Below are 17,078 nucleotides of genomic sequence, written 5' to 3'. Positions count from 1 at the left end.
GGCGTCCGCGCCGCGGCCCGACCTGGGTCAGCCGGCGGTCAACCAGCCCGGCAGGCAGAGCACGAGCGCGTCGATCAGGCGCTCGGGCGGCCAGCGTTGCGGTGGATCGGCGAGCCAGCAGCCGATGACGCCGAGCACCCCGCCCGCGAGAAAGCGCGCGGTGAGGGTGATGTCGACCCCCGGCGGGCGGTTGTCCATCCGCCCGAGCGTCTCGACGGTGTGCTCGGTGAACGCGTCGGCGATCGCCTGCACCAGCCGGGGCGCCGCCCCGGGCCCCAGCAGGCGGGCATAGACGACGCGATGGGAGTCGACGAAGCGGACGATGTCCCGCAGCGCGCGCCGGCTCGCCTCGGCGGCGCTGACGCCGTGCCGCGTGCGCAGTGCGATGTCGGCGCCCTGGACCACGTCGAACACCTCGCCGAGCGCGTAGATCGCCAGATCCTCCGGCGAGGCGAAGTGCGTGTAGAACGACGTGCGGTTGATCCCGGCCGCGCGGGCGAGGGCGCTGACCGACATCTCGCTCGGGTCCGCCACCCGGACCGCCTCGTGGAAGGCGGCCACCAGCCGCTCCCGCGTGCGCACCGCCCTCGGGTCCGTGTTGTCGATCATCGGACGCNGGCGTGCGTCGCGGCCGAGGTCGCTTTCCGGGCTCACCCGCCCGACGCTAGCCCTAACGGACACCTGTCGTCTACCGGTCCGTACTGGACCAATGCTGGTCGGTACCGGTCGTCCGTGGGCAGATCGGTCCGCCGAGGCCTGCGGTCAGCCGCGGGGAACCACCGGAGCGTCGCGGCCGGTCCCCGTGATCATCCTNCTGGTGCGGCTCGCGGGCCTTTCCTCGTGGTACTCCTGTTCGACGTTGACGGTCCAGACGTCGTGCTTCGCNCCGTCGAGGATGTTCTCGACGGTGAGCATCGCCGTCAGCATCGAGTGGTCGGCGTTGTTGTACCGGTGCATACCGTTGCGGCCGACGGGATGCACGTTGGGTGCATGCTCGGCGAGCCATTTCCGCATGATCTCTACATTGCGTCGATAGTGCTGATCGTAGGTCGGATACGCCTTGGGGACCCGCACGACGTAGCCGGCCTCGACGGCGCCCGGGCGAATCAGGCGNAGGGACTCCAGTTCGGCGGTCGCCTGGGCGATGAGCTGGTCATCTGGNTTCGTCCACATGTCGTCGCCCTCGAAGACGAAGAACTCCAGACCCAGGCAGGTCCGTCCCTCCTTCACGAGGAAGGGTGACCACGAGCCGTAGTTCTGGATCCGGCCGACCCGCACACCCGGGTCGTGGATGTAGATCCAGTTGTCCGGGAAGCTGAAGTCGCCGGGGACGACGAGGGCGACGGTCAGGTNGTCGCGATAGTGCAGGTCCCGGGCTGCTGCGAGGACCGCCGGGGGTGCGGGCGGGTCCATGCTGGTGACGAGGGTTGACAGTGGCATCGAAGAGATCACGTGGTCGGCGGCCAGCCGGCGCTGCTCCCCAGGCCCGGAGGTGACGGTCACGGCGACCGCGCGACCGTTCTCCCGGTGCACCGCGGTGACCGCGGTCTTCATCGCCAACGCCCCGCCCATCTTCTCGACCCTGCGGGCGGCCTCCTCCCACATCATCCCCGGTCCGTACTTGGGATAGTGGAACTCCTCGATGAGGCTCGTGATCTCCTTCCGGCCCCGGCCGGGACGAACCGCGTCCAGGATCGCCGCCGCAAGGGAAAGGTTCTTGACCCGCTGCGCCGCCCAGTCGGCGGGCATCTGGCTGACCGGAATCCCCCATACCTTCTCGGTGTACGTCTTGAAGAAGGTGCGATACAGCCGCCAGCCGAACCGGGCCACCAGCCAGGATTCGTAGTTGGCGTCCTGGTCCCGCGGTGGCCGGATGCGCGCCCGCAGATAGGAGCCGATGGCGAGCCCGGCCTCCCCGGGGCCCAGGTTACGCAACGCGTTCAGGGGCTTCAACGGGTAGTCGTAGAGCTTTCCCTGGTAGTAGATCCGGCTCATCCGGGGACGGAGCAGGAAGTCCTCCCCGGGCAGGATCTCATGCCAGAGCGCGTCGACGCGGGCCACCTTGGTGAAGAACCGGTGCCCGCCGATGTCGAAACGCCAACCGTCGCGCACGACGGTCCGGCTGATCCCGCCGACCACATCGTCGGCCTCGAACACCGTGACGGGCGCGCCGCGACNCGCGAGCTGGTAGGCGGCCGTCAGTCCGGCTGGACCGGCTNCGATGACCACAGTGTGGGGCGCTTCGGGTGTGGGCACGTGATCTCCTTGATCGACGACTGCGTCGACCCGCGAGGTCCAGCCCTGGAGGATGGACGATGCCGTCTAGAGAGTTGGACATGACCGTCCAAAGATAGCCTGGGTGGGTGTCAGCCGATGCCACCAGGTCCTCCCGGCCGTCCCGGCGCGGGCTTCCCGCCAAGCGGGAGGCGATCATGGATGCGGCGCTCGGCCTGTTCGTCCGGCAGGGATACGCGGCCACGACCCTCGACGAGATCGCCACCGCGACTCCGGTGTCGCGGCAGACCGTCTACAACCACTTCGGGGACAAGGAGACGCTGTTCCGCGCCGTCGTCGACGCNCATCTGGCGGCCACCCTCGACGTGCTGCGCGAGGCGAGCTCGGGCTTGCACGGGCCCCTGCCCGACGCCGAGACGTGCCTCCACGACCTCGCCCGCCGGCTGATCGCGATCGCCGGCAACCCGCGCGCTGCGTCGCTGCGCCGCCTGCTGCAGGCGGAGGGCGAGCGCCAGCCGGAGCTGCTCGCGCTCTGGCGCGACCAGGTCGCGGCGCCCGTCTTCGCCGAGGTGACCGGCCTGCTCGCCCGTCTGGCGCACGGCGGTGCGCTCCACCTCGACGATCCCGTCCGCGCCGCGGGCCAGTTCATCGCGCTGGTGTGGGGGACCGGCTGGCAGCTCACCTCGCTCGGCACCGTCGCCGGCGCCGCCTCGGCCGACCCAAACGAGCGTGAACTCGATGTCGCGCTGAGATCCTGTGTCCGCCTCTTCGTCCGCGGCTACGGCCAGCCCTGATCGCGCATTCTGGTAGGTCCGCATGTCGGGGCTCCGCCGTCGCGGGCGGGGGCTGGTCCGACGGGAAGGGGAGACGAGTGGAACTGCGTCCGCGGCTGGTGAGCGGGGAGGTCACGGTGCGCCCGGGTCGGCCCGAGGAGGTCGCCCCGCTGCGGGAGATCCTCGGCGAGCCGTCGGTGGCCCGGTGGTGGGGCGAGCCGGCCCCGGCGGCGGAACTCGCCGTGGACCTGGCGGGCGAGGGCGGTGCGGTCCTGCTCGTCGTGGAGGTCGCCGGCGAGGTCGCGGGCGGCATCCAGTACGACGAGGAACAGGACCCGCAGTACCGGCACGCGGGCATCGACATCTTTCTCGGCGGGCGCGTCCAGGGGCGCGGCGTGGGGACGACGGCCGTGCGCCTGCTGGCACGCTTCCTGTGCGGCCCGCGGGAGCATCACCGGCTCACCATCGACCCGGCGGCGGCAAACGNCCGGGCGATCCGCTGCTACGANAAGGTCGGTTTCCGTCCGGTCGGAATTCTGCGCCGGTACGAACGCGGGCCCGACGGCACCTTCCACGACGGGCTACTCATGGATCTTCTCCGCGAGGACCTGCGGCCCGATCCGGCCACCACCTGACGACACCGCACCGGGGACGGCAACCCCCACCGCCCCGCACCCCGCGGCGAACCCGACGGCCGGACTGCCGGGCCGACGGGAGGTCAGTGGTGCCGATGCCGGTGGGGTCCCGTGGCGTGGTGATGGCGGTGGTGCGCCTTGCCGGCGATCATCCCGACGACGACGAGGGGCCAGGGGAACCACAGGGCGCCGTGCGTCACGACCGACAAGGTCAGGAAGAGGGCGAGGATCGCGACCGGGATCACGGCGTACGGCGAGCCCACCAGGTCGCGCCCGTGCAGCCGATCATGCAGGCCGGCACGCTTTTCCGGCGGTGGCGGGGCGGCGGCCTGCGGCCTGGGCTGCAGGTCCGTCGTGAGCGTGGCCAGCTCGTCGAGGGTGCGGGCGGCGTAGGCGCGGGCCAGGCGCTCGTCCGCCTCGTCCAGGGTGAGCTGCCCGGTGCCGGCCGCCCAGGCAAGCCAGTCGGCGGTGCGCGTCCGGTCCGCGTCGCTGGCCCGTACCGGCCCGGGGGCCGGTGCGGCGCCGTTGGCCGGCACAGCTCCGGTGGCCCTTACTGCGCCGTCCGGTCCGTTCTTCGAGGTGCCGAGATCCCGTGTGTCGTCCGTCATCGCCGCTCCTCCGCCGGAGGTTGCACCACCCACACCCCACGTTATGTCGGATGCCGCGGCTTCGCCGCGGGTGTAGCCAACCGGGTTACCGAGCGCCCGATGCTCGGACCGCCGGGTGGGGCGGGATGCTCGGCGGCCAGCCGGGGCGGGAGAAGTGCTCGCCCTGCACATGCAGGCGGACGATCTCTCTGGTGTAGGGCAGTGTCCGCTCCGGCAGCCCGTCGGGTGCGCACCACTGCAGCGCCGAGCAGAGTTCGGGCTCCCGGATGGTCGGTTCGCCCGTCCAGCGGGAGACGAGGAAGCCGAAGCCGATCCGGGCGCCGCTGTCCGGCGGCAGGGCGTGGGTGACGCCGACGAAGACGACGTCGTCCTGCTCGACCCGCAGCCCCAGCTCCTCGTCCAGCTCGCGGACGGCTGCGGTCACCACGTCCTCGTCCGGCTCGAGACGCCCGCTGGGCAGCGCCCACCACCCACTGCCGTAGACGTCGCCGGCCCGCCGGGTCAGCAGCAGCCGCCCCTCGCGGACCACCACCAGCAGCACGTCCACCGGCGTCCGGTGCTCGTCGCGGGCAGCATGCCCGCCGTCTGGGCTCACCCGTCGACGCTATCCGCCGTCAGCGGCCGGGAATCGTGTAACGCTGATCACGTGTCCTGGGAAAGTCGGGACGTTGCGGATCCCGGCTGGTTGAATTTCGCGCCAACACTGCCGGGATGGCTGACGGCTAAACCGGCAGATGGCCGGCGGATGAATGGCAGGGAACCGGAATTCNACGTCTCCGGTGAATCCTCTTCCCGTTTGCTGGGCTGGTGTCCGTCGCGTGTGGGCGGNGACATCCTGATGACGGCTACTTGGTATGGTTCGCTCCGGTCTCTGCCTTTCTGTTCGACCCGCGGACCGTCACCCGTGATGCATGTGGCGATGCCATATCTTCCAGCGCCCGTTCTCGGGTCGCGTTCTCTCCTGTCACGACGACCGCTCAGGGGGTCCCGTGTTCTCGCCTCGCCGGACGTCCGCTCGCCGCTGCCCGCGCGCCTGGGCGGTCGTCACCGCGCTTGCCGTCGCGGGGGTCACGCTCGTGGGATGCGGGCCGGGCGACACGTCGTCGGTCGCGGCCTGTGCCAGCCCGGGGGTGAGCGACGACCGGATCGATCTCGGCGTGCTGTACCCCGACTCGGGGCCGGTCTCGCCGATCTTCGAAGCGGTTCGGGCGGGGATCGACGCGCGCCTCGGGGCGGTGAACGCCGCGGGCGGTGTGCACGGGCGCCGCGTCGTCTACCAGTGGCGCGACGATCAGGGCTCGCCGATGGCGAACGGCATCGCCGCGCGTGACCTCGTCGAGCAGCGGCGGGTCTTCGGCGTCGTCGAGCTGTCCGTCGCGGCGTCGGGCAGCGCCGGCTACCTCGCCCAGCAGGGCGTCCCCGTGACGGGGCTGGCCTCGGAACGGGTCTGGGCGCAGGACCGGAACATGTTCGCCGCCACCACGGCCGCCGACTCGGCCGTCGACACCCAGGGCCGGTTCGTCCGGGACCAGGGGGGCAGCCGCGCGGTGATCCTGCAGACTGCGCTGTCGGCGGGTATCTCCACCACCGCCTTGACGTACGCGCGCAGCCTGGCGGCGGCCGGCGTCCAGGTCCTGGGCACGGTCACCTTCACCACGGGCGTCGACGATCCGGTGGCGGTCGCCCGGCGGATCGTCGCCGCCCGCGCGGACACCATCGTCGGCGTCATCGAGCCGAAGGACCTCGTCGCCGTCCTGACCGTGCTGCGAGGCNCGGGCCACAACCCGAAGGTCGTCCTGTCCGCCAACGGGTACGACCACGCATTGCTGCGTTCCGTCGGTCCGCAGGCGGCGGGAGTCTCCGTGCCGGTGTTCTACAAGCCTTTCGAGATCGGCGGACCGGGGATCAACGCCTATCTCGCGGCGATGCGTCAGTTCGCCCCGCAGGTCGCCCAGCCCGAGCAGGACATCGCGGTGATCTCCTACATCAGCGCCGACATCTTCCTGCGCGGTCTGCAACTGGCCGGGAGCTGCCCGACCCGGCAGGGATTCATCGACGGCCTGCGCGCGGTGAACAGTTACGACGCCGACGGACTGATCAGCACCATCAGTTTCCGCCCCGGCACCGCCCGCTCCACCACGTGCTATTCCTTCGTCCAGGCCAACACGGCCGGCAGCGGATTCGTCGTGGTGGAGCCGAACCTCTGCGGCCACGAGCTCAGCCCCTGACCGTCGCCTTCGCGACATCTGCCTGATGGCNCCGGCTGTGGTGCGAAAGGGTCGTCGCCATGGTGGACGAACAGGTCGCTCGGGAGTATCTGGCGTCGGTGGAGGCCCGGCTGGCGGCCGACGCCTGCGGTCCGCGCTGGGAGGACTGGGCCGGGACGCCGGTTCTCGTCGGACGACGCGCGGACTTCCGGCTGCAGTGGGCGGCAACCAGGNTGCACCTGTTCACCATCGCCGCGGCCGTTCCCGAGATCACCGTGGCCACCATCGACACCTTCACCGCCCAGGCGCTGGACTATGCCAAGGCGAACAAGGGTGGGCTGCCGGTGGGGTTGCAGACCGGGGTCGCGGTGTTTCCCCTCCTGGTCAGCGACCGGGTCGACCCGGCTGCCGCGGCCTGGGCCGCGGACCGTCAGCGAGTCCGGTTCGCCTGCATGGCGCGTCCCGTGGTCGCCGACGCGGCGCAGCGCCGGGTGGGCTTCTACCGCGGCCGGCCGGCCATCGGGCGTCTCTACGCGTCGTACCTCATCACCAGGGGCGAGCGCTACTTCGGCTCCCCGGGCTGGACCCTCGTCTGAGTCGCGGCGGCCCTGCTGCTGACCGCGGGGCCGNGGCGCCTCGGCATCCCGGCGCTTCGGCGCCGATCCGGGCCCAGGGGGTGTCGGGGCTCAGAGGGTGTCCNGGCTCAGGGGGTGTCCGGGCTCAGAGGGTCGAGTAGAGCCGCTCGGCCTGGTCGCGCTTGGTGTAGAGCTCCCAGTAGATTTCGGCGATCGTGTCCGGCTGGGTCTCGGGGCCGCCGCGGCCGATGAACGTCGCGAGCGGCACGTGGGCGGCGTACACGCCCTTGTCGGCGAGGGCGGCGTTGAGCGCCAGCACCCAGTTGCGCAGCCCGGCGGTCNCCAGGCCGACGTTGCCCATCCGGGGGAAGACCAGCGCGGACGACGCCCCGGTGGTGACCAGCAGCGTTCCGGTGCCGCGCTCGATCATGCCGGGCAGCACGTGCTGGACCGCGGTGACCGCCCCGTACACGTAGTACTCGATCTCCGGCTGGATGCTCTCCACCGTCACGTCGAGCGCCTCGACGATCGGGTTCAGGGCGTTCTGCCGCCCGGCCGGCGCGGGGGAGTACTCCAGCACGTCGATCGGGCCGAGCTGCGTCTCGGCGCGGGTGAGCGCGTCGACGAGGGACGGCCGGTCGAGGACGTCGGCGGCGAACCCGGCCGCCGTGATCCCGTCCTGGGCGAGCTGGGCGGCGAGGNCGTCGAGCGTCGTCTGGTTGCGGGACAGCAGCGCGACGGCGAAGCCCTCCCGGCCGAAGCGGCGCGCGATGGACAGCCCGAGCCCGGGCCCGGCCCCGACGATGGCGATGGTCGGCATGTGCCTTCTCCTTGCGTCGTGGTAAGCGGTGCGGCGAGGGAGCCGCGGGTCACTGTAGCGGATGCTCCGAGCTCGGAACGTCCGAGATGGGAACGTCTTGCCCTGGACGGTCTCCGATAGGATCACCGTCATGCCCACGCCATCGCCTTCCTCCGCGAAACCGCGGGTGGAACCGTCGGCAGGGCCTGCTGCGGGCCGGGTTGCCGAGTCGCCGCCCAGCGGTTCGCAGCCCGTGGATCTCACCTGGCTGCTGAACCGGGCGGCCGCGCGCATGCGGGGGGAGCTCGACACGGTCGCCCGCGGGCACGGCCTGGCCGGCGTGCGCGACTGGATCGTGCTGACCGCGCTCGGCGTCGAGGCCGGCCGCACCCAGCTCCAGCTCGGCCGGGAGCTCGGCGTCGACAAGACCACGCTGACGTCGCTGTTGGACCGGCTCGAAGGCGACGAGCTCGTCATCCGCCGCCTCGACCCGCGCGATCGGCGCGCCCGCATCCCCGAGGTCACCGCGGCGGGCCGGCGGCTGCAGGCGCGCATCGCCGCGGCCCGCGACGAGGCCGAGACCCGGCTGCTCGCCGCGTTCAGCCCGGACGAGCAGAGCCTGCTGCGCGCGTTGCTCACCCGGCTCGCGGACTCCACGGCCGCGTCCGGCCCCTGCCTGTGAGGGCCCGGACTCCGGGTGGCGGTTTGGTGGGTGGCTGTTCGGCGGGCGGCTGTTCGGCAGGCGAAGTGCCGCGCCTGCAGCGCCTGCTGCGTACGGTGGTCCTGACCGTCTGTTGCCGCCGGCTCGGCTGCCGGCATCCCGTCCGGTAAGCAGGAGGACAGTTGACCGTCAGCAATCCGTCCGTCTCGTTACCCGCCGCTGCCACCGCCACCGCCACCGCCGTCGGGCCGCCGCCGCCGTTCGACCCGGAGCTGGCCGCGGCCCTCGAGCCGCTCGCGAAGTTCCTCACCCCGTCGATCACCCCCGAGATGCTGCCGGGGTTACGGGCCGCCTCGGTGGCGCCGTCCGTTCCCGACGAGCAGCTCCACCGCGACGGCGCGTTCACGGTGCAGGAGCTCTCGGTGCCCGGCCCGCCCGGAGCGCCCGAGGTCGGGTTGCTGGTCTGCCGGCCGACGGCGGCCGGCACGCCGGCGGCGGTCGTCTACCACGTCCACGGCGGCGGCATGATCATGGGCGACAATCGGGCCGGGGTGACGGAGATCCTCGACTGGGCCGAGGCCCTGCACCTGGTCGTCGTCTCGGTCGAGTACCGGCTGGCTCCGGAGCACCCGCACCCGGCGCCGGTGGAGGACTGCTACGCGGGCCTGCTGTGGACGGCCGCGCATGCCGGCGAGCTGGGCGTGGACTCCGGGCGCGTCGTCCTCGCGGGCACCAGCGCCGGTGGCGGCCTCGCGGCGGCGATCGCGCTGCTCGCCCGCGACCGCGGCGGCCCGGCGCTGGCCGGCCAGCTTCTGATGTGCCCGATGCTCGACGACCGCGGCGGCACGGCGTCCACCGCGCAGATGGCCGGGCTCGGCGTCTGGGACGACACGTCGAACCGGACGGGCTGGGCGGCCCTTCTCGGCGACGACGTCGGCGGACCGGACGTCTCCCCCTACGCGGCGCCGGCGCGCGCCGGCGACCTGACCGGCCTGCCCCCGGCGTTCGTCGACGTCGGCTCCGCCGAGACGTTCCGCGACGAGGACATCGACTACGCCACCCGCCTGCTGCGGGCCGGGGTGCAGACGGAGCTGCACGTCTGGCCCGGCGGCTTCCACGGCTTCACCCTGTTCGCGCCGCAGGCACGGATCTCCCAGGAGTGCGCCGCCGCCCGCCTGAACTGGCTTCGGCGCCTGCTGACCGCCGCCTGACGCCCGCCGCCCACCCGCCGTCACGCCCACAGCGCGCCCGTAGGACGCCGTTGGAAGAGTTCGCCGGTGAACAAGGTTGTGAAGGTCGCGCCGGCGTCTCAGCCTGACCGAGGAGATCGAGGAGATCAACGTGACCGAGTACGGACTGCGGGTCGGCCGGGCGGAGCTCGGCTCGGCGGGCCCGATCACCTTCGGCCCGGCGGGGATCCTGTTCCTCGCCGACAACGCCGCGGCGACCGTCTTCGCGGTCGACGTCGCCGACCCGGGTGGCCGCCCGGCCGGCTCGGGGCCGTTCGACCTGGCCGACGTCGACGCGCGGGTCGGCTCGCTGCTGGGCGTCGACGCGGCCGACGTCGCCATCCGCGACCTCGCCGTCCACCCCGACGCGGGCACCATCTACCTGTCGGTCCAGCGCGGCCACGGCGAGCAGGCCCAGGCGGTGCTGGTGCGCATCGACCCGGCGGACGCCTCGATCGGCGACGTGCCGCTCACCGACGTCCCGGTCGCGTCGGTGGCGATCGCCGACGCCCCGGCCCCCGACGACGAGCGCGTCGACGTCGTCCTGCCCCTCGGCGACGAGGGGGAGGAGATCACGGTCGGCTCGCGCACGATCCGCATCCTGCGCCGCCCGATCCGCACCTCGACGGTCACCGACCTCGCCTACGTGGACGGGTCGCTGCTGGTCGCCGGGCTGTCCAACGAGGAGTTCTCCTCGAAGCTGCGGCGGATCCCGTTCCCGTTCACCGACGCCGCCGACGCGGCGGGCAACAACCTGGAGATCTTCCACGTCTCGCACGGCAAGTGGGAGACGGCGGCGCCGATCCGTACGTTCGTGCCCTTCGACGGCGGCCGCGCCATCCTGGCCAGCTACACCTGCACGCCGGTCGTGCACTTCCCGCTGGCCGAGCTGGCCCCGGGCACCAAGGTGGTCGGGCGCACCGTGGCCGAGCTCGGCGCGATGAACCAGCCGCTGGACATGGTCTCCTTCGTCCAGGGTGGCGAGGAGTACCTGCTTGTCGCGAACACCTCGCACGGCCTGATCAAGATCGCGCGCAGCGACATCGACGCCCAGGCCCCGCTGACCGAGCCCACCGAGCCGGTCGGGGTGCCGCGGGAGACCGCGGACCTCCAGGGCATCACCAGGCTCGCGAACCTCGACGACGAGCACGTGCTGGCCCTGCAGACCGACCCCGACGGGCGCCGGCACCTGCGCTCGCTGAAGTCCGCCTCCCTGTAGGGGTGGGCGGGGGCGTACATCGAGTGAGCTGTGGGCGGTCGGGCTGACGGCGGGCGGTTGTAGGAGGGCGGACGTGGTCGACCGCAGCGGGGTCGCCGTGTCGTGGTCGCGGCACGGCGGGGCGGACTGCCTCCGGCTGGCGGGGCTGGCCGGGCCGGAGCTGGAGGCGCGGGTGCGGATCCGGCCGGCCACCGCCGTGGCGCTCGGCACCGCCCCGCCGACGGCCGGGCGGCTGCTGCGCGACGGCCCCGACCTCTGCTTCCTGCCGCGCTTCCCCTTCCTCGACGGCACCGCCTACGTCGTCACCGTCGACGGCGCCGCCGTGGCCGAGCTGACCCGCGCCGGCAGCGACGCGGCGGCCACCACCGAGGTGCTCGCGATCCACCCGAGCGCGGCGACCGTGCCCCGCAACCTGCTGCGCGCCTATGTCTGGTTCAGCGCGCCGATGAGCGAGGGCCAGGCGGCGGGCCACGTGCGGCTCGTCGACGACGCCGGCGACGTCCTGGCCGGGGCGCTGCTGGCGACCGACCAGGAGCTGTGGGACGCCGCCCGGCGCCGGCTCACCGTCCTGCTCGACCCGGCGCGGATCAAGCGGGGTCTCGCCCCACACCGCGAGGCCGGCTACCCCCTGCGGTCCGGCGCACCGTTCCGGCTGGTGGTCGACGGCGGGTTCCGNGATGCCCGCGGTCGCCGCCTGCGGGCCGGGGCCGAGCGGCACTACCAGGTCGCCGACGACGAGCGCCGGCACGTCGACCCGCAGGCCTGGACCCTGCGCGTCCCGCCCGCCGGCACGACCGCACCGCTTCGGGTCGGGTTCGACCGCCCGCTCGACCACGGCCTGATCGCCCGCTGCCTGCGCGTCGTCGGGCCCGAGGACCGGCCCGTCGACGGCGTCGCGGACGTCGGCGCCGAGGAACGGTCGTGGCGGCTGACCCCGCGGCACGGCTGGGCGCCCGGGCCGCACCGCCTCGTCGTCGACCCCGTCCTGGAGGACCTGGCCGGCAACTCCCTCGGCCGCCTCTTCGACCGGGACCTCGCCCGCCCCACCGACGACCCCCGCGGCGCCCGTGGCGTCACCGTGCCGTTCCGCCCGGCCTGAGCCGACCGTCATCGTCGCCGCGACCGGCGGCGCGCCCAGTGAGCACAGGGGGATGGCCGGCCGGTCGGCCTACCGTCGGGAGGTGGTCAGGGGAAGCGGGCCGGACTGCACGACCTCGCCGAGGATGCCGGTGTCGAGGCCGAGCGCGGCGGTGACCTCCTCGACCGCGGCCACGTCCTTGCGCAGGTAGGGGCCGGCCATGGCGAAGAGCTCCTCGACGCCCCCGATGGCCTGCAGGTGACGGAACACCGCGCTGTCGGCACTACAGGCGGTGATGGCGGTGAGCAGGTCGCCGCTGCGGATGCCGAGCTTCTCGCCGAGCTGGACGGCGGCGACCGCGGTCTGGACGTGCGCCGCGAAGGTCAGGTTGTTGATCAGTTTCACGGTCGTGGCGGAGCCGACGTCGCCGGTTCGCACGATCGTCGAGGCGTAGGCGGCCAGCAGCGGCTCGACGCGGTCGGCCGCCGCGGCGGCCCCGCCGATCAGTACGGTGAGCCGGCCGGCCAGGATGGTCGCGGATGTTCCGCTGATCGGGGCGTCGAGCACGGTGACGTCCTGCGCGGCCGCGTCCGCGGCGAGCCGCCGGATGGCCTCGGTCGCCACGGTGGCGTGCTGCACGACGACGGACCCGGGCGTGGCGTGAGCGAGCAGACCGCCCGGCCCGCCGGTGATCTCGGCGAGCTGGGCCGCGGAGAAGGGGCACACGATCAGCACCCCGGCCGCGGCGGCCACCGCCTCCAGCGAGGGCTCGACGATCGCGCCCAGCCCGGCGAACCTGGCCCGGACCTCGGCCCGGCGGGCATACAGGNGCACGGGAACNCCGGCCGCCAGCAGGCGCTCGACCATCGGCGCCCCCATGGAACCGGCCCCGACGAACCCGACGGGGGGTAAGGTCCCCGACCCCGCTGCGTCCGCTGGCGGCATCTGTTCGACCATGTCCTCTGCACCTCTCGTCGTCNACGGGCTCAGCCGCCCCCGTCGGCAGGCTCGGCTCGCATCGAGGGGGCGCCGACGTCATCATCCGCCCTCGGCGCCCGTCAGGTCCGCCTTGCGCGGGTACACCGGGAGGGTGGATCCGATGCCGGTGCTGCTCACCGTCGGGCACGGCACGCTGGCTGCGGACCGGCTGGCCGGGCTGCTGCGCGACGCCGAGGTCGCCCTGCTGGTGGATGTGCGGTCGGCGCCGGGGAGNCGGCACAACCCGCAGGTGGCGCGCAGCAGCATCGAGCGATGGCTGCCCGTGGCCGGGGTGCGGTACCGCTGGGAGCCGCGGCTGGGCGGCCGGCGCCGGGCCCCGGCGGACTCCCCGGATGTCGCGCTGGTCAACCGGTCGTTCGCCGGTTACGCGGCGTGGATGCGCTGCGCCGAGTTCGCCGGGGCGATCGACGAACTGCTGGCCGAGGCGGCGGCGGCCCGCACGGCGGTGATGTGCGCCGAGACGCTGTGGTGGCGCTGCCACCGCCGGATGATCGCCGATTTCGTCACCCTTGCCCGCGGCGGCACGGTGTCCCACCTGTACCACGACGGTCGCCTCGACCCGCATCGCCCGACCGCCGGCGTCCNCCGCCGCGACGACGGTCTGCTCGTCTACGACGCCGGCACCCTGTTCGCGCCATGACCGAGTCCCCTGCCATGACCGAGTCTTCTGCCGTGACCGGGTTCCCTGCCGTGACCGGGTTCTTCGCCGTGGTCAGGGTCGCCAGGGCGGTGCGACGCCCCATCCCCATCGGGGCACCGGGGCGTGCGGCATCGGAGTGGCGTCGGGTCTCGAGTTCTCGACGGCGATGCGGGTTCCCCACTCGACGTAGCTCATGAACGCCGCCCGGAACTCCGGATCGCCGGGCAGCCCGACCTCGTCGGCGGCATCGACCAGGAGGCTGACCCAGCGCCGGCGCTGCTGTTCGGTGATGGCCTTGCCGAGGTGGTGGGCGAGCATGTTCTCGTAGCCCCCACGGAGCTCGGTGTAGACGGCCGGGCCGCCGAAGACCTCACCCAGCCACATGGCGACGTGATGTGCGTGGGCCGGATTCATGCCGGCGAAGAGCGGCGCGAGCAGTTCGTCGTCGGGCACCGTCTCGTAGAACCGGGTGAAAAGCCGCTCGAAGGCCTCCTCACCGCCGGCCCAGTCGTAGAGACTGGGTGGCCGTGCCGTTCCGGCGCCGACACCGACGACGGCGGTCGGCTGGTAGTGACGCATCTCCTCGACAGCGTCGACGTAGGGTCCGACCTGGGCGAAGAACGCCTGGAACAGTTCGCCCCTCCGGAATCCTTCCAGGTGTCCCTCGAGGGAATCCCAGCGTATCCTCAGGGTGTACTGATCGGTACTTTCAACGCCGCGGGAGAGCTCGAAATCGAGGCAGTTCGGCGACTCCCGCAACGAGTCCGCCGCCCGCTCGTAGGCTGCTCGNAACTCGCCCTCCTGGGATTCTGGAATCCTGTAGCGGATGTACTCAAGGATCATTTCTCGGACCTCCCAGGGCAACGCTACCAGGAACTTGCCGTATCGTTGGTACGCACTATTTGGTGCGTACCGACGGCACCGTCCGGTGCCGTCCGGTGCCGCGAGAGGGGATCCGATGGCGGAACGCATCTATCACTGCCCGGTGGAGGTGACCATGGAGGTCGTCGGCGCCAAGTGGGTGCCGGTGATCCTGGCTCATCTCAAGGAAAACGATCATCTCCGCTTCGCGCAGATCCGTCGNCTGGTGCCCGGCATCACCGAGAAGATGCTGACGCAGCGGCTACGGGAACTGGAAAGCATCAGGATCGTCGACCGCACCCTGGTGAGCTCCACGCCTCCGCACGTGGAGTACCGCCTCACCGCGGAGGGCCGGTCCCTCACGCCCGTACTCCAGGCGATGTACGACTGGGGTCGACAGTGGGCAACCACTCGGCGACTCGCGGTCGCCCCCGTCCTGGACTGAGCTTCGATCGCCGGCCGCCGCCACCGGCCAGCAGGCGAGGCTTCTCCTGACGCACCCGTGGAAGGAGCCAGGCGGNCTGTCCCGGCCTGCCGTCCTTCTTCGCCGCGTGACCATCCGGCCCTGGGGCCGAACGATTCTCCTGGGGTTCAGTGAACCCATCGGATCGTAAGCGGCGCAGCCATGCGGAAAATGGTGGTCACCGATCTCGCATCGGGCCACTCTTGCGAAAGGGAGATCTCTGATGAGTATCTACCAGGATATTGGTGGCGCGAAGGCCGTGAAGGCCGCGGTCGACGAGTTCTACGTCCGGGTGCTGGCCGACCCGGACCTCGTCCGGTTCTTCGAGGGCCGGGACCTGGCCAGCCTCAAGGCGAGCCAGNGGGAGTTCATCGGCGCGGCGCTCGGCGGTCCCGAGATCTACCAGGGCGACGCGATGTCCCAGGTCCACGCCTCCCTCGGGGTCGGCAACGCGCAGTTCGACGGGGTGGTGGGCCACCTNCTCGCGGCCTTCGCCAGCGCCGGCGTCCCGGCCGAGGCCGCCGGCCAGATCGCCGCGGTGCTCGGCCCGCTGCGTGGCGAGATCGTGACCGCCTCGTAGCGGCCGGTCCTGGGCGGAACAGGGGGTGCCGCGGGCAGGGGCGGCGCGCCCACCGTCCGGCCCGCACCACCGCCGGTCAGCGCCGGCCGGAGTACCCGCGCCCGCGGAGCCCCCGCCGGGCGCGGCTCAGGCGCCGGCCGTGGTGTCCGTCTCGGCCGGGGGCTGTGGGTCGGAGGCGGCCGGTACCGGGCGCCAGACGCCGTCGGCCTGGTCCCAGCCGTGGCCCCGGTCGTAGGCGGCCTTGAGTTCGCTGGACAGCCGCGGCCCCCGCTCCGGCACGGTCAGTCCGTGCTCGTCGGCGTGGTCCCGCAGCCACGCGCGGACCTCGCTGACGGAGGTGCTCTGGTGGGGGNGACGGACCTTGGCCCGGGCGGGCGCCGGGCGGCTCGCCTCGCTGCGGACCTCGGGCGTCGTGATCGCGTCGTTCTGCTCGACCGCCGTCCACGCCGTATCGATCCTGGCGTTGCGGGCGACGTCCACCGTCTCACCGTATTCCGCGTACTCGCCGAGCACGGACGCCACCTCGTCCCGGCATTCATCGCACAGATCCAGCTTGACCAGTCTTCCGTCGTATGCCAGCGCCGCCGTATGCGTCGCGGCGACCCTGTCCTTGGCGTGGCGACCGACATTGTCGCACCACACATTTATGAGCGAAATGACCTCGCGCGCCATCCAGGTTGCCTCATTCCGTGTCCGGACGCCCACTATTCGGGCTTTGATGCCAGCTTAGTGGGACCGCAGACGCCTGNCAAATCAAGTATTTCCGTGGCGTCACGGACCGGGCCGACCGGATTCGAGCGGGGCCACCGACAGTCGTGACAGTTCACCATGGTTGCGGCCGGCCGACCGGTACCCGATTGACTTTCCTCGGATCACACTCGCTTTCGGTGGCACCCTGCCCGGCGACTTCCTGTCGGGCGACGCGATCCTGTCGTGGGAATCCGACCGCGAGAGCACCGGTCACCAGGGCGTCGGAGGCCCGGGTCGGCGTCCCGGTCGGCGCGTGCCCGCCAGTGATGCCAGACCCCGGTCGTCACGCGTGGCGGGCCGAGCGAGTAGGTATACAGGGGTGAGCACACCCGAGACGGCCGAGTTCCCGGCCTCCCACCGCGACCTGCTCGACTCCGCGCTGACCGCCGTGTTCGTCACGATCGGCGCCGACGGTCGGCCGCAGGCGACCGCGGTCTGGTACCTGCCCGACGGACCGACGGTCAAGGTATCGATGATCAGTACGCGGCGGAAGCTGGTGAACCTTCGCCGGAATCCGGTGGCCACCCTGTTCCTGGTCGACCCCGCCAACCCGGGACGCACCCTGGAGATCCGCGCCGACGTCGAGCTCGTACCCGACCCGGACAAGACCGTCCTGCACCGCATCACCGACCGGTACAACGTCGACTTCGCCCGGTTCAGCGCCCTGGACTCCGAGCGGACCACCGCCGTGCTGCACCCGCGGCGCGTCGTCGTCCTCGGCTGAGCGGCCGGTCACCCTCCATCGTGCGGCGGCCCCGCGCCCGGT

General features: G+C 72.3%; 11 protein-coding genes and 23 pseudogenes. 18 read left to right on the top strand and 16 right to left on the bottom strand.

All coding sequences use genetic code 11. The annotated features are described in order from the left end of the window. Positions 1-27: 27 nt before the first annotated feature. From UK94_RS18725 to UK94_RS57320, 7 genes and pseudogenes are all read right to left on the bottom strand, one after another. Positions 28-516: a TetR/AcrR family transcriptional regulator gene (locus UK94_RS18725; RefSeq protein WP_235488661.1), complete on the bottom strand. Its 489-nt coding sequence runs from the start codon at positions 514-516 to the stop codon at positions 28-30. 246 nt (positions 517-762) lie between these two features. Continuing rightward, positions 763-813: pseudogene (locus UK94_RS74310) on the bottom strand (hypothetical protein); the annotation flags it as partial. Position 814: 1 nt separating this feature from the next. Further along, positions 815-885, bottom strand: a pseudogene (locus UK94_RS57340) (hypothetical protein); the annotation flags it as partial. Between the two features lies 1 nt (position 886). Then, a pseudogene (locus tag UK94_RS57335) lies at positions 887-1,113 on the bottom strand (FAD-dependent oxidoreductase); the annotation flags it as partial. A gap of 1 nt (position 1,114) precedes the next feature. Further along, a pseudogene (locus UK94_RS57330) lies at positions 1,115-1,161 on the bottom strand (hypothetical protein); the annotation flags it as partial. Between the two features lies 1 nt (position 1,162). Next, positions 1,163-1,352: pseudogene (locus UK94_RS57325) on the bottom strand (FAD-dependent oxidoreductase); the annotation flags it as partial. A 1-nt stretch (position 1,353) separates the two neighbouring features. Then, positions 1,354-2,177 (bottom strand): annotated as a pseudogene (locus tag UK94_RS57320) (FAD-dependent oxidoreductase); the annotation flags it as partial. A gap of 255 nt (positions 2,178-2,432) precedes the next feature. Here UK94_RS57320 and UK94_RS57315 point away from each other — a divergent pair. From UK94_RS57315 to UK94_RS74305, 4 genes and pseudogenes are all read left to right on the top strand, one after another. Continuing rightward, positions 2,433-2,578, top strand: a pseudogene (locus UK94_RS57315) (helix-turn-helix domain-containing protein); the annotation flags it as partial. Between the two features lies 1 nt (position 2,579). Beyond that, on the top strand, positions 2,580-3,029 hold a 450-nt coding region (locus UK94_RS18715; RefSeq protein WP_235488603.1), incomplete at its 5' end, for a TetR/AcrR family transcriptional regulator C-terminal domain-containing protein. Positions 3,030-3,106: 77 nt separating this feature from the next. Further along, positions 3,107-3,494: pseudogene (locus tag UK94_RS57310) on the top strand (GNAT family protein); the annotation flags it as partial. Between the two features lie 23 nt (positions 3,495-3,517). Continuing rightward, a pseudogene (locus tag UK94_RS74305) lies at positions 3,518-3,643 on the top strand (GNAT family N-acetyltransferase); the annotation flags it as partial. Positions 3,644-3,726: 83 nt separating this feature from the next. Here the strand turns inward: UK94_RS74305 and UK94_RS18705 are convergent. Both UK94_RS18705 and UK94_RS18700 read right to left on the bottom strand, forming a co-directional pair. Further along, complete coding sequence (locus UK94_RS18705; protein WP_063822628.1) at positions 3,727-4,251, bottom strand: DUF1707 domain-containing protein; 525 nt, start codon at positions 4,249-4,251, stop codon at positions 3,727-3,729. 85 nt (positions 4,252-4,336) lie between these two features. Beyond that, positions 4,337-4,846, bottom strand: coding sequence for an NUDIX domain-containing protein (locus UK94_RS18700; RefSeq protein WP_055750862.1), 510 nt, complete (start codon positions 4,844-4,846; stop codon positions 4,337-4,339). A 316-nt stretch (positions 4,847-5,162) separates the two neighbouring features. Here UK94_RS18700 and UK94_RS57305 point away from each other — a divergent pair. Together UK94_RS57305 and UK94_RS57300 are read left to right on the top strand one after the other, a co-directional pair. Further along, a pseudogene (locus tag UK94_RS57305) lies at positions 5,163-6,023 on the top strand (ABC transporter substrate-binding protein); the annotation flags it as partial. Position 6,024: 1 nt separating this feature from the next. Beyond that, positions 6,025-6,479: ABC transporter substrate-binding protein (locus tag UK94_RS57300; protein WP_235488601.1), on the top strand; the 455-nt coding region annotated here is incomplete at its 5' end. A 699-nt stretch (positions 6,480-7,178) separates the two neighbouring features. Here UK94_RS57300 and UK94_RS74300 read toward each other — a convergent pair. The 3 pseudogenes from UK94_RS74300 to UK94_RS57290 form a co-directional block, all read right to left on the bottom strand. Continuing rightward, a pseudogene (locus tag UK94_RS74300) lies at positions 7,179-7,374 on the bottom strand (short-chain dehydrogenase); the annotation flags it as partial. Position 7,375: 1 nt separating this feature from the next. Further along, a pseudogene (locus UK94_RS57295) lies at positions 7,376-7,734 on the bottom strand (SDR family NAD(P)-dependent oxidoreductase); the annotation flags it as partial. Between the two features lies 1 nt (position 7,735). After that, positions 7,736-7,853: pseudogene (locus UK94_RS57290) on the bottom strand (short-chain dehydrogenase); the annotation flags it as partial. Between the two features lie 232 nt (positions 7,854-8,085). On the opposite strand from UK94_RS57290, the gene UK94_RS18680 reads away from it, so the two are divergent. The 4 genes and pseudogenes from UK94_RS18680 to UK94_RS57285 form a co-directional block, all read left to right on the top strand. Beyond that, the gene (locus UK94_RS18680) at positions 8,086-8,514 is read left to right on the top strand and encodes a MarR family transcriptional regulator (RefSeq protein ID WP_011603624.1); all 429 of its coding nucleotides are present in this window, start codon (positions 8,086-8,088) and stop codon (positions 8,512-8,514) included. Positions 8,515-8,675: 161 nt separating this feature from the next. After that, a complete protein-coding gene (locus UK94_RS18675) occupies positions 8,676-9,704 on the top strand; it encodes an alpha/beta hydrolase (protein WP_055750858.1) in 1,029 nt (342 codons plus the stop codon). A 130-nt stretch (positions 9,705-9,834) separates the two neighbouring features. Next, the gene (locus UK94_RS18670; protein ID WP_011603626.1) at positions 9,835-10,941 is read left to right on the top strand and encodes a hypothetical protein; all 1,107 of its coding nucleotides are present in this window, start codon (positions 9,835-9,837) and stop codon (positions 10,939-10,941) included. Positions 10,942-11,617: 676 nt separating this feature from the next. Further along, a pseudogene (locus UK94_RS57285) lies at positions 11,618-12,040 on the top strand (hypothetical protein); the annotation flags it as partial. A gap of 69 nt (positions 12,041-12,109) precedes the next feature. On the opposite strand, the pseudogene UK94_RS18660 reads toward UK94_RS57285, so the two are convergent. Together UK94_RS18660 and UK94_RS74295 are read right to left on the bottom strand one after the other, a co-directional pair. Further along, a pseudogene (locus UK94_RS18660) lies at positions 12,110-12,848 on the bottom strand (NAD(P)-binding domain-containing protein); the annotation flags it as partial. Positions 12,849-12,860: 12 nt separating this feature from the next. Then, positions 12,861-12,964: pseudogene (locus tag UK94_RS74295) on the bottom strand (NAD(P)-dependent oxidoreductase); the annotation flags it as partial. Between the two features lie 154 nt (positions 12,965-13,118). Between UK94_RS74295 and UK94_RS74290 the strand changes: the two are divergent. Beyond that, positions 13,119-13,231 (top strand): annotated as a pseudogene (locus UK94_RS74290) (DNA repair protein); the annotation flags it as partial. A 1-nt stretch (position 13,232) separates the two neighbouring features. Then, a pseudogene (locus UK94_RS18655) lies at positions 13,233-13,602 on the top strand (DUF488 domain-containing protein); the annotation flags it as partial. Positions 13,603-13,730: 128 nt separating this feature from the next. Here the strand turns inward: UK94_RS18655 and UK94_RS18650 are convergent. Together UK94_RS18650 and UK94_RS74285 are read right to left on the bottom strand one after the other, a co-directional pair. Continuing rightward, positions 13,731-14,447: pseudogene (locus tag UK94_RS18650) on the bottom strand (antibiotic biosynthesis monooxygenase); the annotation flags it as partial. Position 14,448: 1 nt separating this feature from the next. Continuing rightward, on the bottom strand, positions 14,449-14,501 hold a 53-nt coding region (locus UK94_RS74285), incomplete at its 3' end, for a hypothetical protein (protein ID WP_268761488.1). On the opposite strand from UK94_RS74285, the pseudogene UK94_RS76240 reads away from it, so the two are divergent. The 6 genes and pseudogenes from UK94_RS76240 to UK94_RS18630 form a co-directional block, all read left to right on the top strand. Continuing rightward, positions 14,485-14,741, top strand: a pseudogene (locus UK94_RS76240) (hypothetical protein); the annotation flags it as partial. The gene UK94_RS74285 and the pseudogene UK94_RS76240 sit on opposite strands and share 17 nt — an antisense overlap. A gap of 1 nt (position 14,742) precedes the next feature. Next, on the top strand, positions 14,743-14,964 hold a 222-nt coding region (locus tag UK94_RS57275; RefSeq protein WP_235488599.1), incomplete at its 5' end, for a winged helix-turn-helix transcriptional regulator. Positions 14,965-15,205: 241 nt separating this feature from the next. Continuing rightward, positions 15,206-15,343, top strand: a pseudogene (locus tag UK94_RS57270) (group 1 truncated hemoglobin); the annotation flags it as partial. 1 nt (position 15,344) lies between these two features. Continuing rightward, positions 15,345-15,462, top strand: a pseudogene (locus UK94_RS57265) (group 1 truncated hemoglobin); the annotation flags it as partial. 1 nt (position 15,463) lies between these two features. Continuing rightward, positions 15,464-15,562: pseudogene (locus UK94_RS57260) on the top strand (group 1 truncated hemoglobin); the annotation flags it as partial. 1,069 nt (positions 15,563-16,631) lie between these two features. Next, positions 16,632-17,036, top strand: coding sequence for a PPOX class F420-dependent oxidoreductase (locus UK94_RS18630; RefSeq protein ID WP_041939138.1), 405 nt, complete (start codon positions 16,632-16,634; stop codon positions 17,034-17,036). Positions 17,037-17,078: the final 42 nt, after the last annotated feature.

Origin of the sequence: Frankia sp. AvcI1 (assembly GCF_001420875.1) — a bacterium.
GTDB classification, from domain to species: domain Bacteria; phylum Actinomycetota; class Actinomycetes; order Frankiales; family Frankiaceae; genus Frankia; species Frankia alni.
This window is presented reverse-complemented; position numbering and strand designations above follow the sequence as displayed.

Excerpts from the sequence above, each read along its gene's own strand:
- UK94_RS18705 (WP_063822628.1), bottom strand. The coding sequence starts at position 4,251 with ATGACGGACGACACACGGGATCTCGGCACCTCGAAGAACGGACCGGAC.
- UK94_RS18725 (WP_235488661.1), bottom strand. The coding sequence starts at position 516 with ATGTCGGTCAGCGCCCTCGCCCGCGCGGCCGGGATCAACCGCACGTCG.